12 protein-coding genes are annotated in these 15478 nt (G+C 65.8%); 7 read left to right on the top strand and 5 right to left on the bottom strand.

Going from position 1 to position 15478, the window contains the following annotated elements; translation table 11 throughout:
• The first annotated feature begins 144 nt into the window (after window positions 1-144).
• Window positions 145-1257: a GTP-binding protein gene (locus OXM58_03395; GenBank protein MDE0147393.1), complete on the top strand. Its 1113-nt coding sequence runs from the start codon at window positions 145-147 to the stop codon at window positions 1255-1257.
• Window positions 1258-1288: 31 nt separating this feature from the next.
• Entirely contained in the window at window positions 1289-2692 is a 1404-nt protein-coding gene (locus OXM58_03390; GenBank protein MDE0147392.1) for an amidase family protein, read from the top strand.
• 103 nt (window positions 2693-2795) lie between these two features.
• Here the strand turns inward: OXM58_03390 and OXM58_03385 are convergent, their stop codons facing one another.
• The 3 genes from OXM58_03385 to OXM58_03375 all read right to left on the bottom strand — a co-directional run bounded on the left by OXM58_03385 (window position 2796) and on the right by OXM58_03375 (window position 5885).
• Window positions 2796-4166 (bottom strand): TRAP transporter large permease subunit, encoded by a 1371-nt coding sequence (locus OXM58_03385; protein ID MDE0147391.1) that lies wholly within the window; start codon window positions 4164-4166, stop codon window positions 2796-2798.
• Entirely contained in the window at window positions 4163-4729 is a 567-nt protein-coding gene (locus tag OXM58_03380) for a TRAP transporter small permease subunit (protein ID MDE0147390.1), read from the bottom strand. Before OXM58_03380 ends, OXM58_03385 begins: the two co-directional genes overlap by 4 nt.
• Before the next feature lie 97 nt (window positions 4730-4826).
• Window positions 4827-5885 carry a TRAP transporter substrate-binding protein gene (locus OXM58_03375; GenBank protein MDE0147389.1) on the bottom strand — a complete coding sequence of 353 codons (1059 nt, stop codon included), beginning with the start codon at window positions 5883-5885 and terminating at the stop codon, window positions 4827-4829.
• 502 nt (window positions 5886-6387) lie between these two features.
• Here OXM58_03375 and OXM58_03370 point away from each other — a divergent pair.
• From OXM58_03370 to OXM58_03350, 5 genes are all read left to right on the top strand, one after another.
• Window positions 6388-8397 carry a TRAP transporter permease gene (locus tag OXM58_03370; GenBank protein MDE0147388.1) on the top strand — a complete coding sequence of 670 codons (2010 nt, stop codon included), beginning with the start codon at window positions 6388-6390 and terminating at the stop codon, window positions 8395-8397.
• A complete protein-coding gene (locus OXM58_03365) occupies window positions 8394-8639 on the top strand; it encodes a hypothetical protein (GenBank protein ID MDE0147387.1) in 246 nt (81 codons plus the stop codon). Before OXM58_03370 ends, OXM58_03365 begins: the two co-directional genes overlap by 4 nt.
• Before the next feature lie 22 nt (window positions 8640-8661).
• Window positions 8662-9645, top strand: a complete 984-nt coding sequence (locus OXM58_03360; protein MDE0147386.1) for a TAXI family TRAP transporter solute-binding subunit — start codon at window positions 8662-8664, stop codon at window positions 9643-9645.
• A 101-nt stretch (window positions 9646-9746) separates the two neighbouring features.
• Window positions 9747-11165, top strand: a complete 1419-nt coding sequence (locus tag OXM58_03355) for an amidohydrolase family protein (GenBank protein MDE0147385.1) — start codon at window positions 9747-9749, stop codon at window positions 11163-11165.
• Window positions 11166-11417: 252 nt separating this feature from the next.
• Window positions 11418-13751: a xanthine dehydrogenase family protein molybdopterin-binding subunit gene (locus tag OXM58_03350; GenBank protein MDE0147384.1), complete on the top strand. Its 2334-nt coding sequence runs from the start codon at window positions 11418-11420 to the stop codon at window positions 13749-13751.
• A gap of 37 nt (window positions 13752-13788) precedes the next feature.
• On the opposite strand, the gene ccmB is transcribed toward OXM58_03350, so the two are convergent.
• Together ccmB and ccmA are read right to left on the bottom strand one after the other, a co-directional pair.
• A complete protein-coding gene (gene ccmB / locus OXM58_03345; protein MDE0147383.1) occupies window positions 13789-14454 on the bottom strand; it encodes a heme exporter protein CcmB in 666 nt (221 codons plus the stop codon).
• Window positions 14454-15107, bottom strand: coding sequence for a heme ABC exporter ATP-binding protein CcmA (ccmA, locus tag OXM58_03340; protein ID MDE0147382.1), 654 nt, complete (start codon window positions 15105-15107; stop codon window positions 14454-14456). Before ccmA ends, ccmB begins: the two co-directional genes overlap by 1 nt.
• Window positions 15108-15478 lie beyond the last annotated feature (371 nt).

Raw genomic sequence — 15478 nt, 5'->3', positions numbered from 1 at the left:
CCGCATATTAAACAACCCGGCCGGGGGCGCGGGGGGGGGGGCGGGGTGTTTTTTTTTTTTGTTTTTTTTTGGGGGGGGGCGGGCCGCCCGCCGGCGGGGGGGGGGGGGCGGGCGCGGGGGTGGGGCGTGAAAGGCTGAAACGGCATGTCTGTCCGCCCGTCCGCAGCGGAGGAAGATCCGCGGGTGCCGATCACCTTCGTGACCGGTTTCCTGGGCGCGGGCAAGACGACGCTGGTCAACCACGTCCTCGCCGATCCCGGCAGCGGCAAGTGCCTGGTCATCGTCAACGAGTTCGGCGAGATCGGCATCGATTCGGACCTGATCGCCCGCGCCTCGGACGACATGCTCGAGCTGACCAACGGCTGCATCTGCTGCGCCAGCAAGGACGACCTCGTCGAAACCCTGTACACGGCGTTCATGCGCCGGGTCGGCGCGCTCGAACCGCAGATCGAGTTCGACCGGGTCCTGGTGGAGACGACGGGCATCGCCGACCCGTCGCCGCTGGCCCAGCTGCTGTATACCGACATGCAGCTCAACCTGTCCTACCGGCTGGATGCCATTATCACCTTGGTCGACCTGAAGCATGTCGGCGGCCAGCTCGAAGCCAACGACGAAGCCCGGAAACAGGTTGCGATCGCCGACAAGCTGATCCTCAACAAGCGGGACCTTGTCGGGGAAACGGAGTTTCGCGCGTCTGCCGAGGCGGTGAACGGGCTCAATCCGTATTCGGTGAAGGAAATCACCACCCACTCGGCGATCGCCCTCGACCGGCTGCTCGATCTCGACCTGTTCGAGCCGAAGATCAAGGAAAGTTCGCTCGGGGATTGGATCGGCATAGTCGACGCTGCCGCGCGGGACGGCAACGGGACCGGACACGATCATCACGACCATCACGACGGTCACGGCCACCACGACCACGGCGATGTGTCCGCGGTGTGCATCGAGGAGGAACATCCCCTCGACTATCACCGGCTCATGGAGCTGATGGTCGAACTCACCGGGGAGTATGGCGCCGACCTGTACCGGGTGAAGGGCCTGTGCCGTTTCGTCGGCAACGACCGGCCGGTGATTCTCCAGGGGGTGCAGGAGGTCTTCAGCCCGCCGACCTATGCAGAGAAGTGGCCCGGCGGCAAGGCGCAGACGCGCCTCGTGCTGATCGGCCGGGCTTTGAAGGGCGACGATATCGAACGACGCCTCGCATCCTGCCGTTCGGCGTCGGACACGCCGGTATTCGAACGCGGCACGGGCGCGATCTGACGAGGCGGTCCGCGTCGGGAGGACGGGAACGATGAGCGACTTCGCTTTCATGACGGCGATCGAGTTGAAGGATCTGATCGCACGCCGGGACATCTCGCCGGTCGACCTCGTCGGGTCGTCCCTGGAGCGGATGGAAGGGCTGGAACCCACGCTCAACTGTTTCGTCCAGACTTCGCCGGACCTGGCGCTCGATGCGGCACGGCAGGCCGAGAAGGCCGTGATGGCGGGCGAAGACCTCGGCCTGCTGCACGGCCTGCCGATCTCGGTCAAGGACCTGATCGCGGTGGACGGCCTGAAGCTGACCTTCGGCTCCCGCGCCATGGCGGACAGTGTGGCGGCGGTCGACGCGCCCTCGGTGGACCGGGCGCGCCGGCAGGGCGCCTGCATCGTCGGCAAGTCCACGACCAGCGAGTTCGGCTGCAAGGCGGTCGGCGACAGCCCGCTGACCGGGATCACGCCCAACGCCTGGAATCTCGCCAAGACTCCGGGCGGGTCGAGCTGCGGCGCCGCGACCAGCGTCGCGGCCGGGATCACGCCGTTTGCGCTGGGAACCGACGGCGGCGGGTCCGTGCGCATCCCGAGCTCGCTCAGCGGCCTGTTCGGCATCAAGGCGCAGTTCGCGCGTGTCGCGGTCTATCCGGCGAGCGCCACGCCGACGCTCGCTCATGTCGGCCCGCTCACGCGGACGGTTCGCGACGCGGCGCTCCTGCTGGGCGCGGTCGCCGGACACGACCGCCGCGACCCCTTCGGCGTCGCGCAGTCCGTGCCCGATTTCCTGGCCGCCTGCGACCGGCCGGTGCGCGGCATGCGCCTGGCGTGGAGTCCGACGCTCGGCTACGCGCAGCCATCCGACGAAGTCGTTGCCGTCGTCGAGGAGGCCGTCCGGACGTTCGAGGACCTGGGCTGCACGGTCGATCTCGTCGAACAGGTCATGGACGAAGACCCGCTGCCGATCTGGATGGCGGAGTTCTATGCCGGCGTCGGAACCAGGCTGAAGGACGTGCTCGCCAACAAGCCCGAACTGCTCGACCCGGCGGTGGCCGAGGTCCTGGCCGGTGCGCTCGACCAGGAGATGGGCGATTACTACGCCAAGGTTTTTGCGCGTTACGACTTCCGCGAAAAGATGCGGACCTTTTTCGAGGATTACGATCTGCTCCTGACGCCGACGCTTCCCGTCCCCGCTTTCGACGTGGGGTGCGAGGCGCCGCCGGAGCTGCCCGACCGCAACATCGTGTCGTGGGTCTACTACACCTATCCGTTCAACCTGACGGGCCAGCCCGCCGCCTCGGTGCCGGCGGGCTGGACGCGGGACGGCCTGCCCGTGGGCATGCAGATGGTCTCGAAGATCCTGCACGAGGAAGACATTTTCCGCGCCGCTGCGGCGTTCGAAGCCGCCAGGCCGTGGGCCGACAGGAAACCCGATCTGGCGGCCTGATAGAGGGCATTGCGGCCGGAGAAGCGAACGGGAAAAGGCGGCGCCGGTGCAACAACCGGAATTTACGAGCGTCCGCCAAGACCGGTTGTATTCGTGAAATTCGTCAATTGAGCAGCTGTCTCGGCAGCCACATGGCGATTTCGGGAAATGCCATGATAAGCGCCAATCCGGTCAGCTGCAGGAGCACGAACGGAATGATGCCGGCGTAAATCTGCTGGATCTTTACCTGGGGCGGGGCCACGCCCTTCATATAAAACAGTGCAAATCCGAACGGCGGCGTGAGGAAAGACGTTTGCAGGTTCACCGCAAGTAAGATGGCGAACCAGTAAACGACGTCCAGCTTGGACACATGGCCGGAGAAGTCGAGCAACTCGACAATCGGTGCAAAAACCGGGATGACGATCAACGTAATCTCGATCCAGTCGAAGAAAAAACCCAGAAAGAAAACGATCGCCATCAGGATAAAGAGTATTCCCCACGACCCGAGGCCGGCGCTGTCCACCAGGCCGATAACGATTTCGTCGCCGCCGAGAGAGCGAAACGTATAGGAAAACGCGGTCGCACCGATAAAGATGAAAAATATCATGGCATTGGTGAGCATCGACCGCTCGACGACCTCGCGCACCAGTGTGAAAGTCAGTCGCCGGTTCAGCGCCGCGAGCAGGATGGCTCCCAGAGCCCCCATTCCGGCGGCCTCGGTCGGCGTGGCCCAGCCGAGGATAATCGAACCGAGAACCATGAAGATCAGGAAGATCGCCGGAAGAAATCCGCGCAGGAGAAGGCGGATCAGTTCCCGGTAGCTTTCCGGCCCCAGTTCGCGGGGCAAAGGCGGCGCCAGCTTTGGCCGCAGACTGCATAGCGTCGTGATGTAGATCAGATAGAGGCCGGCCAGCAACAAGCCCGGAAAGAAGGCCGCCACGAACAGATTGCCGACGGACCGGCCGAGGAGTTCGCCCATGATGACCAGCATGATGCTCGGCGGAATCAGCACGCCGAGCGTGCCGGATGCCGCAATCGTGCCGGTGGCGAGCGGCGTGTTGTAGTTGCGCTCCAGCATCACGGGCAGGGCCATGATGGTCATCATGACGACCGAGGCCCCGATGATTCCCGTCATTGCCGCCATGATGACGCCCATCGCGGTCACCGACAGCGCCAGGCCCCCGGGAACCCTGTACAACAGAACCTGCAGGCAATGCAGAAGGTCTCTGGCGACGCCGCTCTTTTCAAACATCGTCCCCATGAAAATGAACATGGGGATGGCAATGAGAACCTGATTGTCGGCAATTCCGCCCCAGATGCGCGAGACGATATTGAAGAATTCGATCTGGGCAAATACGCCGAATGCAATTCCGATAAATCCGAAGCCGAGTCCGACGCCGCCCAGAATGGCGCCGACCGGGTAGCCGGTGAACAGAAGAAGCCCGAGAGCCGCAAACATGAAGAGCGGCATATAGTCGATAAAAAAATCGATCATAGCAGCTCTCTCGTCGGGCTCGTTGCCGGCTCATCGCCGGCTGTCTCCGGAATGACCGACGAACCGAACAGTTCGACGAACTTGCGCAAAAATACGCTGACCGCCGCCAGGAAGATGAACACAATTCCCGCCGGCAGAAAGGCCTTGATAATCCAGCGGTGCGGCAGTCCGGTTGCCGAATCCGAATTTTCTCCCAGGTTCCAGGATTTCTCCCACCAGTCGGTGCCGTGATAGAAAACAATCACGCAATACGGGATGAGAAACAAAAGACAGCCCAGCATCTCGATCCACAGTTGCGCCTTGCGCGGCAGCCGTTCATGCACGATTTCGATGCGTACATGGGCGTCCTTCATATACCCCCACCCGATGCACAACAGGAACAGCACGGCATGCAGGTGCCATTCGAGCTCCTGCAGCTTGGTCGAGCCGAGCACAAGAAACCGGCGTGTGACCACGTCGAACGCGATGACCACAATGAGCAGCACGCTCAGCCACGCCACCAGCGAGCCGACAAGACTGACAAAGCGGCCGAGGCGATCGCTGATGCGATACAGGATCAACATGGGTTCAAGGAGTTTACCCTGGCGAAAAAGGTTGCTCCGTGCGCTAAACGCGATAGCGCACGGAGCATGACTTTACCGCTATGAACCGGCTGGGGGTCTATTTCAGATACCCCAGATCGGACCAGACTTTGTACTCTGCCCGGAAATCGGAATAGGATTTCCAGACCTTCTTGAAGTTCGCGCTCCTGGCTCTGTCGTCCTCGACGACTTCGAGCCATGCCTTCCTGAGCGCATTCAGGATTTCAGGCGACCATTTGTGGATTTTCACGCCCTTCTTGATCAGCTCCTTCAGCGCCTTGCCCTGGATCGCCTCACCTTCGGCAAGGCCCTCACGCATATTGTCGCCGCAGGCCATCTCGAGGATGATCTTGTGCTGCTTTGACAGCGCATCCCATTTCTTCTTGTTGATCATGATGTCGAACAGGGTCGACTGCTGATGCCAGCCGGGGAAATAGGCATGTTTGGCGACCTGATAGAATCCCCAGTCCAGATCAATGGCCGGCATGGAGAATTCCGCCGCATCGATGGTGCCCCGCTCCAGTGCGGGATAGATGTCGGCGCCGGCGATCAGCTGCGTCGACACGCCGATCTTCTGCATGACCTTTGCGCCAAGGCCGAAGAAGCGCATCTTGAGGCCCTTCAGGTCTTCGAGCGTGTTCATTTCCTTGCGGAACCAGCCCGAGCCTTCAGGCGCAATGACGCCGCACAGGACGGTATGGATGCCATGCGGGGCGTAAAGCTCCTCGAACATCTTCTTGCCGCCGCCATAATAGTACCAGGCCATGTACTCGCCGGCGCGCGGACCGAAGGGAACCGCAGCGAACAAGGCAAACGCCGGGTCGCGCCCGTACCAGTATCCGGGAGTCGACCAACAGGCGTCGACCGAACCGGCGCTCACGGCGTCGAAACATTCCTTGGGCGGAATCAGCGCACCGGGCTCCGTGAACTGGATTTTGAACTTCCCGCCGGACGCACCGTCGACCTTGCCGACGAGGCTCTTCCCGAGCGAGCCGAGCTGGATCAGTTTGCTGGGAAAGAAGCTTCCCATTTTCCAGCGCACGCGATCGGCAGCGTCCGCGGCCGTCACCGTACCCAGGCAGACGGCGGCTCCGAGCATCGCACCCAGGAGCGATCGGTTAAATTTACGAATGTTCATTACTGCTCTCCCTCTTCACTGTCGTGGCGATCGAATTCGCCTGGAATCGGTTACCGTACTTCCATTGCTAAACGCATCCTGAATTCGGCCGTTTCGCAGCACGCTCCTGCCGCCGGAACCATCCGGATGCCTGTCCGGGAGGCCGGACCATCCCGTCGTCGATCTGCATGCAGGTCGGCAAAACCAGATCTCCGGAGATGCTGATTCCATAGCCCGCAACACGGGCCAGATCACCGGTGAATTCCCGTGTGGATACAGAGATTGCCTGCAAAACACGCAGCATGTCAACGGCAGGGCCGGCACGAAGGGAGCCGGCGGAGGCGGCGGGCCGAAGCGCCGATTGCGTTCGTCGGGGCCGGCGACTATGATTCGAGGCCCGCCAGCGCCCAGTCCTGCGGACACAGGAAATTACCGGTAATCGTCGGCGCGCCGGCCGTGCGGCCGCGCATAATGCTGCCCGGCGAACCGGCGGCGGGCTGACGGTGCGCCGGAGACATATTGAATGGCGGTAGCCGCAACCGAAAAGGAAATGCCGGCAGGCGCCACCGCGCCGCCGCAGGCCGACGAAAGCTGCGTCGCCTTCCTGATCGGCGAGCGCCGGGTCACCAACGCCGCCGTCGCCGCGGCAATGATCGCCGTGATCGGCGTTACCTTTTCCGTCTTCCATCTTTACGCCGCCTATTTCGGCCAGGCCCAGAGCTACCTGCACCGGACGATGCACGTCACGCTGATGATCGTGATCTGCATCCTGCTGCGGCCGGCCGGGCGCAAATCGTGGAAAGAGCCGGTCAACCGCTGGCTGGCCTACGATATCCTCTGCATTGCGCTCACCCTCGCCGTGCAGATCTATATCTGCTGGGACGTCTTCGCCTTCATCAACCGGCGCGGCCTCGCCGATCCCGTCGACATGGCGATCGGCGTCGTCATGATCTTCCTGGTCATGGACGCGACGCGCCGGGTGATCGGCTGGATCATGGTGCTGCTCGGCGCCTTCTTCATCCTGCAAAGCGCCTACGGCGAATACTTCTTCGGCATCTTCTACGGGCCGTCCATCGACTGGTCGCTCATCATCAACGACCTGTTCATGGAAGAGGAGGGCATCTACACGATACCGATCAGCATATCGGCGTCCTTCGTCGTGCTGTTCATTATCTTCGGCGCCTTCATCATGCGCACCGGCGTCGGCGAACTGTTCAAGGACATCGCCTACGGCCTGATGGGCCGGCAGGTCGGCGGACCGGCGAAGGCAGCAGTCATGTCGAGCGCCTTCATGGCCTCGATCTCCGGCAGCGCGGTCTCCAACGTGGCGACCACCGGCACCTTCACCATCCCGCTGATGAAGCGCATGGGCTACCCGCCGGCCTTCGCCGGCGCGGTCGAGGCCTGCGCGTCCACCGGCGGCGTCTTCACCCCGCCGGTCATGGGCGCCGTCGCCTTCATCATGGCCGAGTTTCTCGGCGTGCCCTACTGGGAGGTCGTCAAGGCCGCCGCGATCCCTGCCCTGATCTATTTCACCGCCGTGCTCGCCATGGTGCATTTCCGCTCGCACCGCATGGGGCTGGCGGCGCAGGCGGACGCCGACCTGCCCTCGGCCTGGGGCGCGATCCGGGAGCGCGGGCACATGCTGCTGCCGGTCGTCGCGCTCGTCGGTGCGCTGGTCGTCGGCTACAGCCCGATCTTCGCCGCCCTGCTCGGCATCGTCTGCGTGTTCGCCCTGAGCTGGTTCCGCGCCGAGACCCGTATGACGCCGGTAACCTTCCTGGGCGCGCTGGAGGACGCGGCGCGCATGATGGTCTCGGTGGCGGTGCCGTCCGCCGCCGCCGGCCTGATCGTCGGCGCGCTCTATTTTTCCGGCCTCGCCGTGCGTTTTTCCACCTCGATCATCGACCTGTCCCAGGGCAGCACAATCCTTGCCCTCGCGCTGGCGATGGTCATCTGCATCATCCTCGGCATGGGGATCACGGTGACGGCGCTCTACATCCTGGTCGCCGCGCTGGTGGTGCCGGCGCTCACCAAGCTCGGTGTCGAGCCGATGGCGGCGCATCTCTTCGCCTTCCATTTCGGCGTCCATTCCTACATCACGCCGCCGGTTGCGCTGTCCGCCTTCGCCGCCGCCGCCATCGCCGGCAGCGACCCGATGAAGACAGGGTTCCAGGCCGCCCGGCTTGCCCTGGCGGCCTATATCCTGCCCTATATGTTCGTCTATTCGCCGGGCCTCGTCGCGGTCGGCGCGTGGCACGAGATTCTGGTCGCGGCGGTCACGGCGATCGTCGGCGTCGTCGCCCTGGCCGCGGCGGTCGAGGGCTGGCTGTTCGGGCCGGCGCCGGGCTGGCAGCGCATTGCGCTGGCGGCCGGGGCGATCCTCCTCGTGATGCCGCCGCTGTGGTCCCATGCCGCCGGGTTCGCTATTGTGGCCGCCATAGCCGGAATCCAGTGGCTCGGACGCGCGGCGCCGGCGGGCGCCCGCGAAGGCCGGGAGCATGAAAAACCGGCCGGGAAGAGCGGACCATGACACGCCGCAACGCCTATATCGCCGGATGGGCTGCCATCGCCGGGGCGACCGCGCTGCTCTTCGCGCTCGATGCCCTGCGCATGGTCAATTTCCATTTCAACTGGTTCGTGGCGATCCTGGTGGCGGTCTCGGCCATTCTGGTCGCCTTCGTCGTCAGGCTGGCGCGTGGCGCCGGAAACGCGCCGCCGTCGCCCGACATTTCCAAGCCGGCAGAGACCGGCACGCCCGACGGGCAAAACTGAATTTCAACCGAAGGAGGGAACTATGAAAACCATTTGGACCGTATTCGGAGCCGGCGCCGCAGCCGCTGCACTGGCGCTCGGACTGGCCGGCAGCGCCGGCGCCACCATGCCCAAGACGCTCTCGATCACGACCTCGGGCAAGGGCGGCAGCTGGTTCGCCGTCGGCAGCCGGGTCATCCGCGAGGTCGAGAAGGCCAACCCCGGCCTGGTCACCCAGGTCCAGACCGGCGGCGGCCTGACCAACCTGCGCAAGATCCAGGCCGGCCAGGCCGATATCGGCATGACCTTCGCCTTCGCAGCGCCGATGGCCTACAACGCCGTCGCGCCGTTCAAGAAGAAGCACGACAAGCTGACCTATCTCGGCGTGCTGTTCCCCGGCTATCTCCAGATCGTCACCAAGAAGGCGAGCAACATCACGAAGTTCGAGGACCTGTTCGACAAGCGGATCTCGGCCGGCAAGATCGGCTGGGGCGGCGAGCTGATGTTCCGACTGATGCTGAACGTCTACGGCATGGACTATGACAAGATCCGCGCAAAGGGCGGCGTCATCAACCATGTCGGCACCGCGCAATCGACCCAGATGATGCGCGACGGCAACATGGACGCCATCGTCAGCGGCGGCAGCCCGCCGAGCCATCCCAAGTTCGCCGAACTGGCGCTGACGACGAAGATCGACCTGCTGTCGATCGGCGACGCGGGGCTGGGGCGCATCTTCAAGGCCTATCCGTCCTTCGTGAAGGCGACCATGCCCGCCGATCCCTACAAGGGCGTCAAGGGCGGGTTCCGCACCATCGGCGGCGCGGTTATCCTGGTCGCGAAGAAGAGCCTTTCGGACGAGGCCGCCTACCGGATCGTCAAGGCGTTCTACAGCAACCTGGACGGCATCAAGAAGGATATGAAGCAACTTCGCGAGGCCAATGCCAAGGACGCGCTGACCGGGAACAAGGGCCTGCCCCTGCATCCTGGCGCGGCCCGCTACTACAAGGAAGTGGGCCTGACGAACTGACGGCCGGGACTCCGGTCCCGACTGCCAATCCTGTGGAGGCGCCCGGCTGTGCATGCAGCAGCCGGGCGTCTCCGGATATTTTTCTGCGCAACGGTGACAGCATGCGAACGCTGATCGAAAACGGCACCGTCATCGCCTGGGACGGCGGCCGGCACCGCGCTCTCGAACCCGGCGTCCTGGTTTTCGAGGACAACGAAATCGTCCATGTCGGAACGGACTATGCCGGCGCAGCCGATACGGTCGTCGACGCCGCCGGGCGGCTGGTCATTCCCGGCTTCGTCAATTCCCACCTGCACCTGACGGACACGCCCTTCACCAAGGGGCACCAGGAGGACGTGGGCAGCCGGTCCGGCCCGTCGAACACCCAGAACTACAACGCGCTCTACAAGATGCTGCCGGCCGTCCGCAAGGCATCGGACCCGGAAGACCAGTATGCCGGCGCGCAATGCTCGATCGCCGAACTCCTGCTCAGCGGATCGACGACAATCGTCGAGCTCGGCTACGACTACGAGATCGGCGGCGGCGGCGATATCGCGATCACCGAGACGATCGCCGGCATGATCGGCGCCTCGGGCATCCGCTGCTATACCGGGCCGCGCTACCGCACCCGTTATTACGGCGCCGACGACAGGGGCGGCGTGTTCTACGACGACTATCCGAACGGCGCGCGCGAACGCTTCGAGGCCTGTGTCGCCTTCTGCCAGGACTGGAACGGCCGCTACGGCGACCGGCTGCGCACCATGCTGGCGCCGGGCCAGATCGACACCTGCGACGCGCAGCTGCTGAAGGACACACGGCGCTATGCCGACGAACTGAAGATTCCGATCCAGCTCCACGCCGGCCAGTCGCCCTTCGAATTTTCCCGAGTCCGCGAGACCGAGGGCCGGACCAGCGTCGAGTACATGATGGAGACCGGCCTGCTCGGCCCGGACTTCATCATCGGCCACGGCCAGTTCATGTCCGACGACGGCAACATCGGCAGCATGGCGAAGCACGAGATCGACGCGCTGCGCGAGTCGAAGACCGCGGTCTGCCACCTGCCCTGGGTCAAGGCGCGGCGCGGCGGCGTGATCAACTCGATCCAGAAATACGATGACCTCGGCATCCGACAGTGCCTGGGCACGGACAACTACCCGCTCGACATGTTCCACGAGATGCAGACCGCCGCCATCGTCTGCAAGATCGTCGAGAGATCCTCGGTCGCGGCGACCTGCGAGGACGTGTTCCACATGGCGACGGTCGGCGGCGCCGACGCGCTGGGCCGGCCGGATCTCGGCCGCCTCGCGCCGGGCTGCCGGGCGGACATGGTGTTCGTGCGCATCGATACGCCCCGGGCCGCTCCGGTCTACGACCCGTTCAAGTTCCTCGTCCTGGCCGCGACAGCCGGCGATGTCGAGCGGGTGATCGTCGACGGGAACACTGTCGTCGAGCAGGGCGAAGTCCTGACCATCGACGTCCCCGAAGCGGTGCGCCGGGTCAACGAGGCCAGCAAGCGCGTCTGGGCCCGGATGGACTATTGAGCCGCGCGAACGAAGCCCGGCAATTCCCCATCATACGGGGCCGGCATACCCGCTGCTCATAACCGGCCTGCCCCTTGGGCCTTTCGCCGGGACCGGCGCGCGACTAACATCCGCGCCGACTTGAGACCTGCCAGACCAGACAGGATTGTTCTGCAAGAGGCAAAAGGCACAACCATAGTCCCCCCTCCCCCAAGGGGAGGGGGATTCTTATCGGTGCTTTTCGCAGAACAATCCGGACAAGGGGAGAACAGCATGAAATTCGGCCTGGGGCAGAGCGTGCCGCGCTACGAGGATCCGCGCCTGCTGCGCGGCAACGGGCAATATACCGATGATCTGAACCGCCCGGGACAGGCACACGGCCATGTCCTGCGTTCGCCCCACGCCCATGCCCGCATCGCCGCCATCGACTGCGCGGCGGCGCGCGCGGCGCCCGGCGTGCTCGCCGTCCTGACCCATGACGACTGGCAGGCCGACGGCCTCGGCGTCATCGCCTCGCTGGCGCCGCAACTGCTGCCGCTCAAGCGACCCGACGGCGCGCCGATCCACGAGCCCTACCGGCCGCCGCTCGCCGCCGGCGCGGTGAAGTTTGTCGGCGATCCGGTCGCCTTCGTCGTCGCCGGAACCGCGGCGCAGGCGCGCGATGCCGCCGAACTGGTCGAGGTCGATTACGAGGAACTGCCGGCGGTCATTGACACCCCGGACGCGCTCGAATCCGGCGCCCCGCTGGTCTGGCCGGACCTGGGCGACAATGTCAGCTTCCGCCAGACCATGGGCGACCTGGAAGCGGTTGACGCCATCTTCAACTCGGCGCCCCATGTCGTCACGGCGGACCTGCCGATCGGCCGTCTGGCCCAGAACCCGATGGAGCCGCGGGCGGCCATCGGCGAATACGACCCCGTCGCCGACCGCTACACCCTGTGGACCGGCACCCAGGGGCCGCACGACAACCGCAACCTGCTGGCGCGCGACGCGCTCAGGGTGCCGATTTCCAAACTGCGCCTGGTCAGCCCCGACATGGGCGGCGGCTTCGGCCTGCGCGGCGGCCTGTTCCCGGAGATGGCGCTGGTCGTCTGGGCGGCGAAGCGGGTCGGCCGGCCGGTCAAGTGGAGCGGCGACCGCAGCGAGCATTTCCTGGTTGACGACCACGGCCGCGACAGCCGGCCGGTCGCCGAACTGGCGCTCAACGAAGACGGCGATTTCCTCGCGGTGCGGGTGAAATCCGTCGCCGCGCTGGGCGCCTATTGCAGCTTTTTCGGCCCGCTGCCGACCTTCGGCAACATGGGCGCCATCGTCGGCATGTACCGGACCGGCGCGGCGTCGGTCGACGTCACCGCCGTGTTCACCAACACCTGCCCGATCGGCCCCTATCGCGGCGCCGGGCGGCCGGAATCCATCTATATCTGCGAGATGCTGGTCGAGAAGGCGGCGGCGGAGCTGGGCTTCGACCGGGTCGAACTCAGGCGGCGCAACCTGATCCCCGAAAGCGCCATGCCCTACAAGACCGGGCTGCAATACACCTACGATTGCGGCCGGTTCGAAGCCAACATGGACGAGGCGCTCGCCGCCGCCGACTATGCCGGCTTCGAGGCGCGCCGGGCGGAGGCCGCGGCGCGCGGCAGGCTGCGCGGCTTCGGCATCACCAACGCCATCGAGCAGTCGGCCGGCCTGGGCGACGAGGGCGCGGAAATCCGCTTCGACGCCGACGGCGGCGTCACGCTGATGGTCGGCACCTTCTCCCACGGCCAGGGGCACGAGACCGTGTTCCGCCAACTGTTGTGCGACACGCTGGGCGTGGAGTTCGAGCAGGTGCGCTTCGTCCAGGGCGATACCGATATCGTGCGCCACGGCCACGGCACCTTCGGGTCGCGCTCCTCGGGCCTGGGTGGCGGCGCAATCCGGCTGGCGAGCGAGCGGGTGATCGAGAAGGGCAAGGCGATCGCCGCGCACCATTTCGAGACCGCCGAGGACGATATCGCGTTCGACGACGGCGTGTTCTCGGTCGCCGGCACCGACCGGTCGATCCGCATTTCCGAGATCGCGGCGATGGCGCACAATTTCTTCGGCGTGCCGGGCGGCCTCGAATCCGGGCTCGGCGCGGCCGCCAACTTCCGCCATCCGGGGCCGACCTTCCCCAACGCCACCCATTGCTGCGAAATCGAGATCGATCCGGAAACCGGCGCCGCGGAACTGTTGGCCTGGACCGCCGTCAACGACGCCGGCACGGTCATGAACCCGCTGCTCCTCAAGGGCCAGATCCAGGGCGGCATCGTGCAGGGCGCCGGCCATATTTTGCTCGAAGGCATCGCCTGGGACGAGGCCGGCCAGCTCGTCACCGGCTCTTTCATGGACTATGCCATGCCGCGGGCCGACGACATGCCCTTCATCGCGGTCGAGTCCAGCCCGACGCTGACGAAGACCAACCCGCTCGGCATCAAGGGCGCCGGCGAGGCAGGGTGCGTCGGCGGCATGGCCTGCACGATGATCGCCCTGCTCGATGCGGTGCGGCCGGCCGGGGTCACCGCGCTGCCGATGCCCGCGACGCCCCACGCCGTCTGGCAGGCGTTGCAGGCGGCAAAAGAACCATGAACCGTGCGCATTCTTCTGAACGTCGCCTCGCTCCCCTTCACTCCGCGGCGCTGCGCAGGGCGAGGGCGGCTGCGGGAAGCGCGATAGCGAGGCCGGCGAGCAGGGCGGCGCCAAGCAGCAGGATATGGGGCCACGGGTTCGTGGCATGGATGACGGCGTCGACGCTCAGCACGCCGAAGATCAGCACGGGGATGTAGAGCGGCAGCACCAGGATCGCGATCAGCACGCCGCCGCGCCGTGCGCCGAGCACCAGGGCCGCCCCGACGGCGCCGAGCAGCGTCAGGACCGGCGTGCCGAGCAGCAGGCCGAGGGCGAGCATGAGATAGCCGGCAGCGGGCAGGTGCAGCATCGCGGCGAGGACCGGCGACAGGACGATCAGCGGCAGGCCGGTCGTCAACCAGTGGGCGGCGCATTTCGCCAGCACGACCAGCAGCAGGCTGGTGCGGCCGGTCAGGAACAGGTCGACCGTGCCGTCCTCGAAATCGGCGGCGAACAGCCTGTCGAGGGACAGCAGCGTCGCCAGCAGGGCGGCGACCCAGACCACGCCGGGCGCGATGGCGGCGAGCGTTCCGGCGGCCGGGCCGACGCCGAGCGGGAACAGGACCACGGCGACGACGAAAAACGCCAGGACGACCGCGGTGTCGGCGCCGTGGCGCACCGCGAATCGGAGGTCCCGCCGGAAGGTCGCGAGATAGGGGCGCATCAGGGGCCGTCCGCCCCGTCGGGCGCATCGCGGCCCAGATTCACCGTCCGGGCATGGGGCAGGCCGGCCGGCTGATGGGTCGCCACGACGACCAGGCCGCCGCGCGCCCGGTGCCGGCCGATCATGGCCATGAGCAGCCCGACGCCGTCTTCGTCGAGCGACACCGCCGGCTCGTCGAGCAGCCAGACCGGCGTTTCGGCAAGCGCCAGCCGGGCCAGCGCCAGCCGGCGGCGCTGCCCGGCCGAGAGCAGCCCGCCGGCGACGTCCAGCAGCGGGCCGATGCCCATGGCCCCGGCGGCCGCTTCGACGCTGCCTTTCCCCTCCAGATCGCGCCACCAGGCGAGCTGCTCGCGCACCGTCAGCCACGGTTTGACCGGGTCGCGGTGGCCGCAATAGGTCAGCGGCGGGCGCGCGCCGCCGTCGCTGCCGGTCCAGACGATCGCGCCCGCCGCCGGCGGCAGCAATCCGGCCAGCAGGCGCAGCAGCGAGGATTTGCCGGCGCCGTTCGGCCCGCGCAGTTCGATGGCGTCGCCGCCTGCGGCCGCGAAACCGAGCCCGCCGAACACGGCCCGGCCGCCGCGCATGCAGGCGAGGCCCTCGACGCTCAGCGAAAGGGCGGGATAGGCGCCGGAACCGTTTTCCGGAGCATTCATGGCGCTGCACGTTAGCCAACGGGACTGCCGACACTCTGCAATCTGCGGCGCAGCGCGCAAGGGGGCAAAAGATTTAGGACTGCCGGCGCGGACGGGGAAAATTCCCCGGCGGCACGGGTTTATCGATTCGTCCTCCTCCTCAGAGGGGGAGGCCCGGAAAAGAACTGGGGTGGGGCGCCAACGGACCTGTTACCGATGTCTCCGGTCCCGACTGTTACCCATGTATCCGGTTTGCACCACCGAATCCCCCTCCTCCAAGGGATTCCTCTGCGAAAAGCCGCAAGCATCCGCCAACGGACGCTTTCCTATCCCTATCCCTCCCCCTCTTCAGAGGATTTCTCTGCGAAAGGGGATTCTCAACCTGTCCGTAG

It is taken from the genome of Rhodospirillaceae bacterium (assembly GCA_028819475.1).
Classification (GTDB): Bacteria; Pseudomonadota; Alphaproteobacteria; order Bin65; family Bin65; genus Bin65.
The sequence above is the reverse complement of the archived record's forward strand: the minus strand, read 5'-3'. Positions and strand labels throughout refer to the sequence as shown.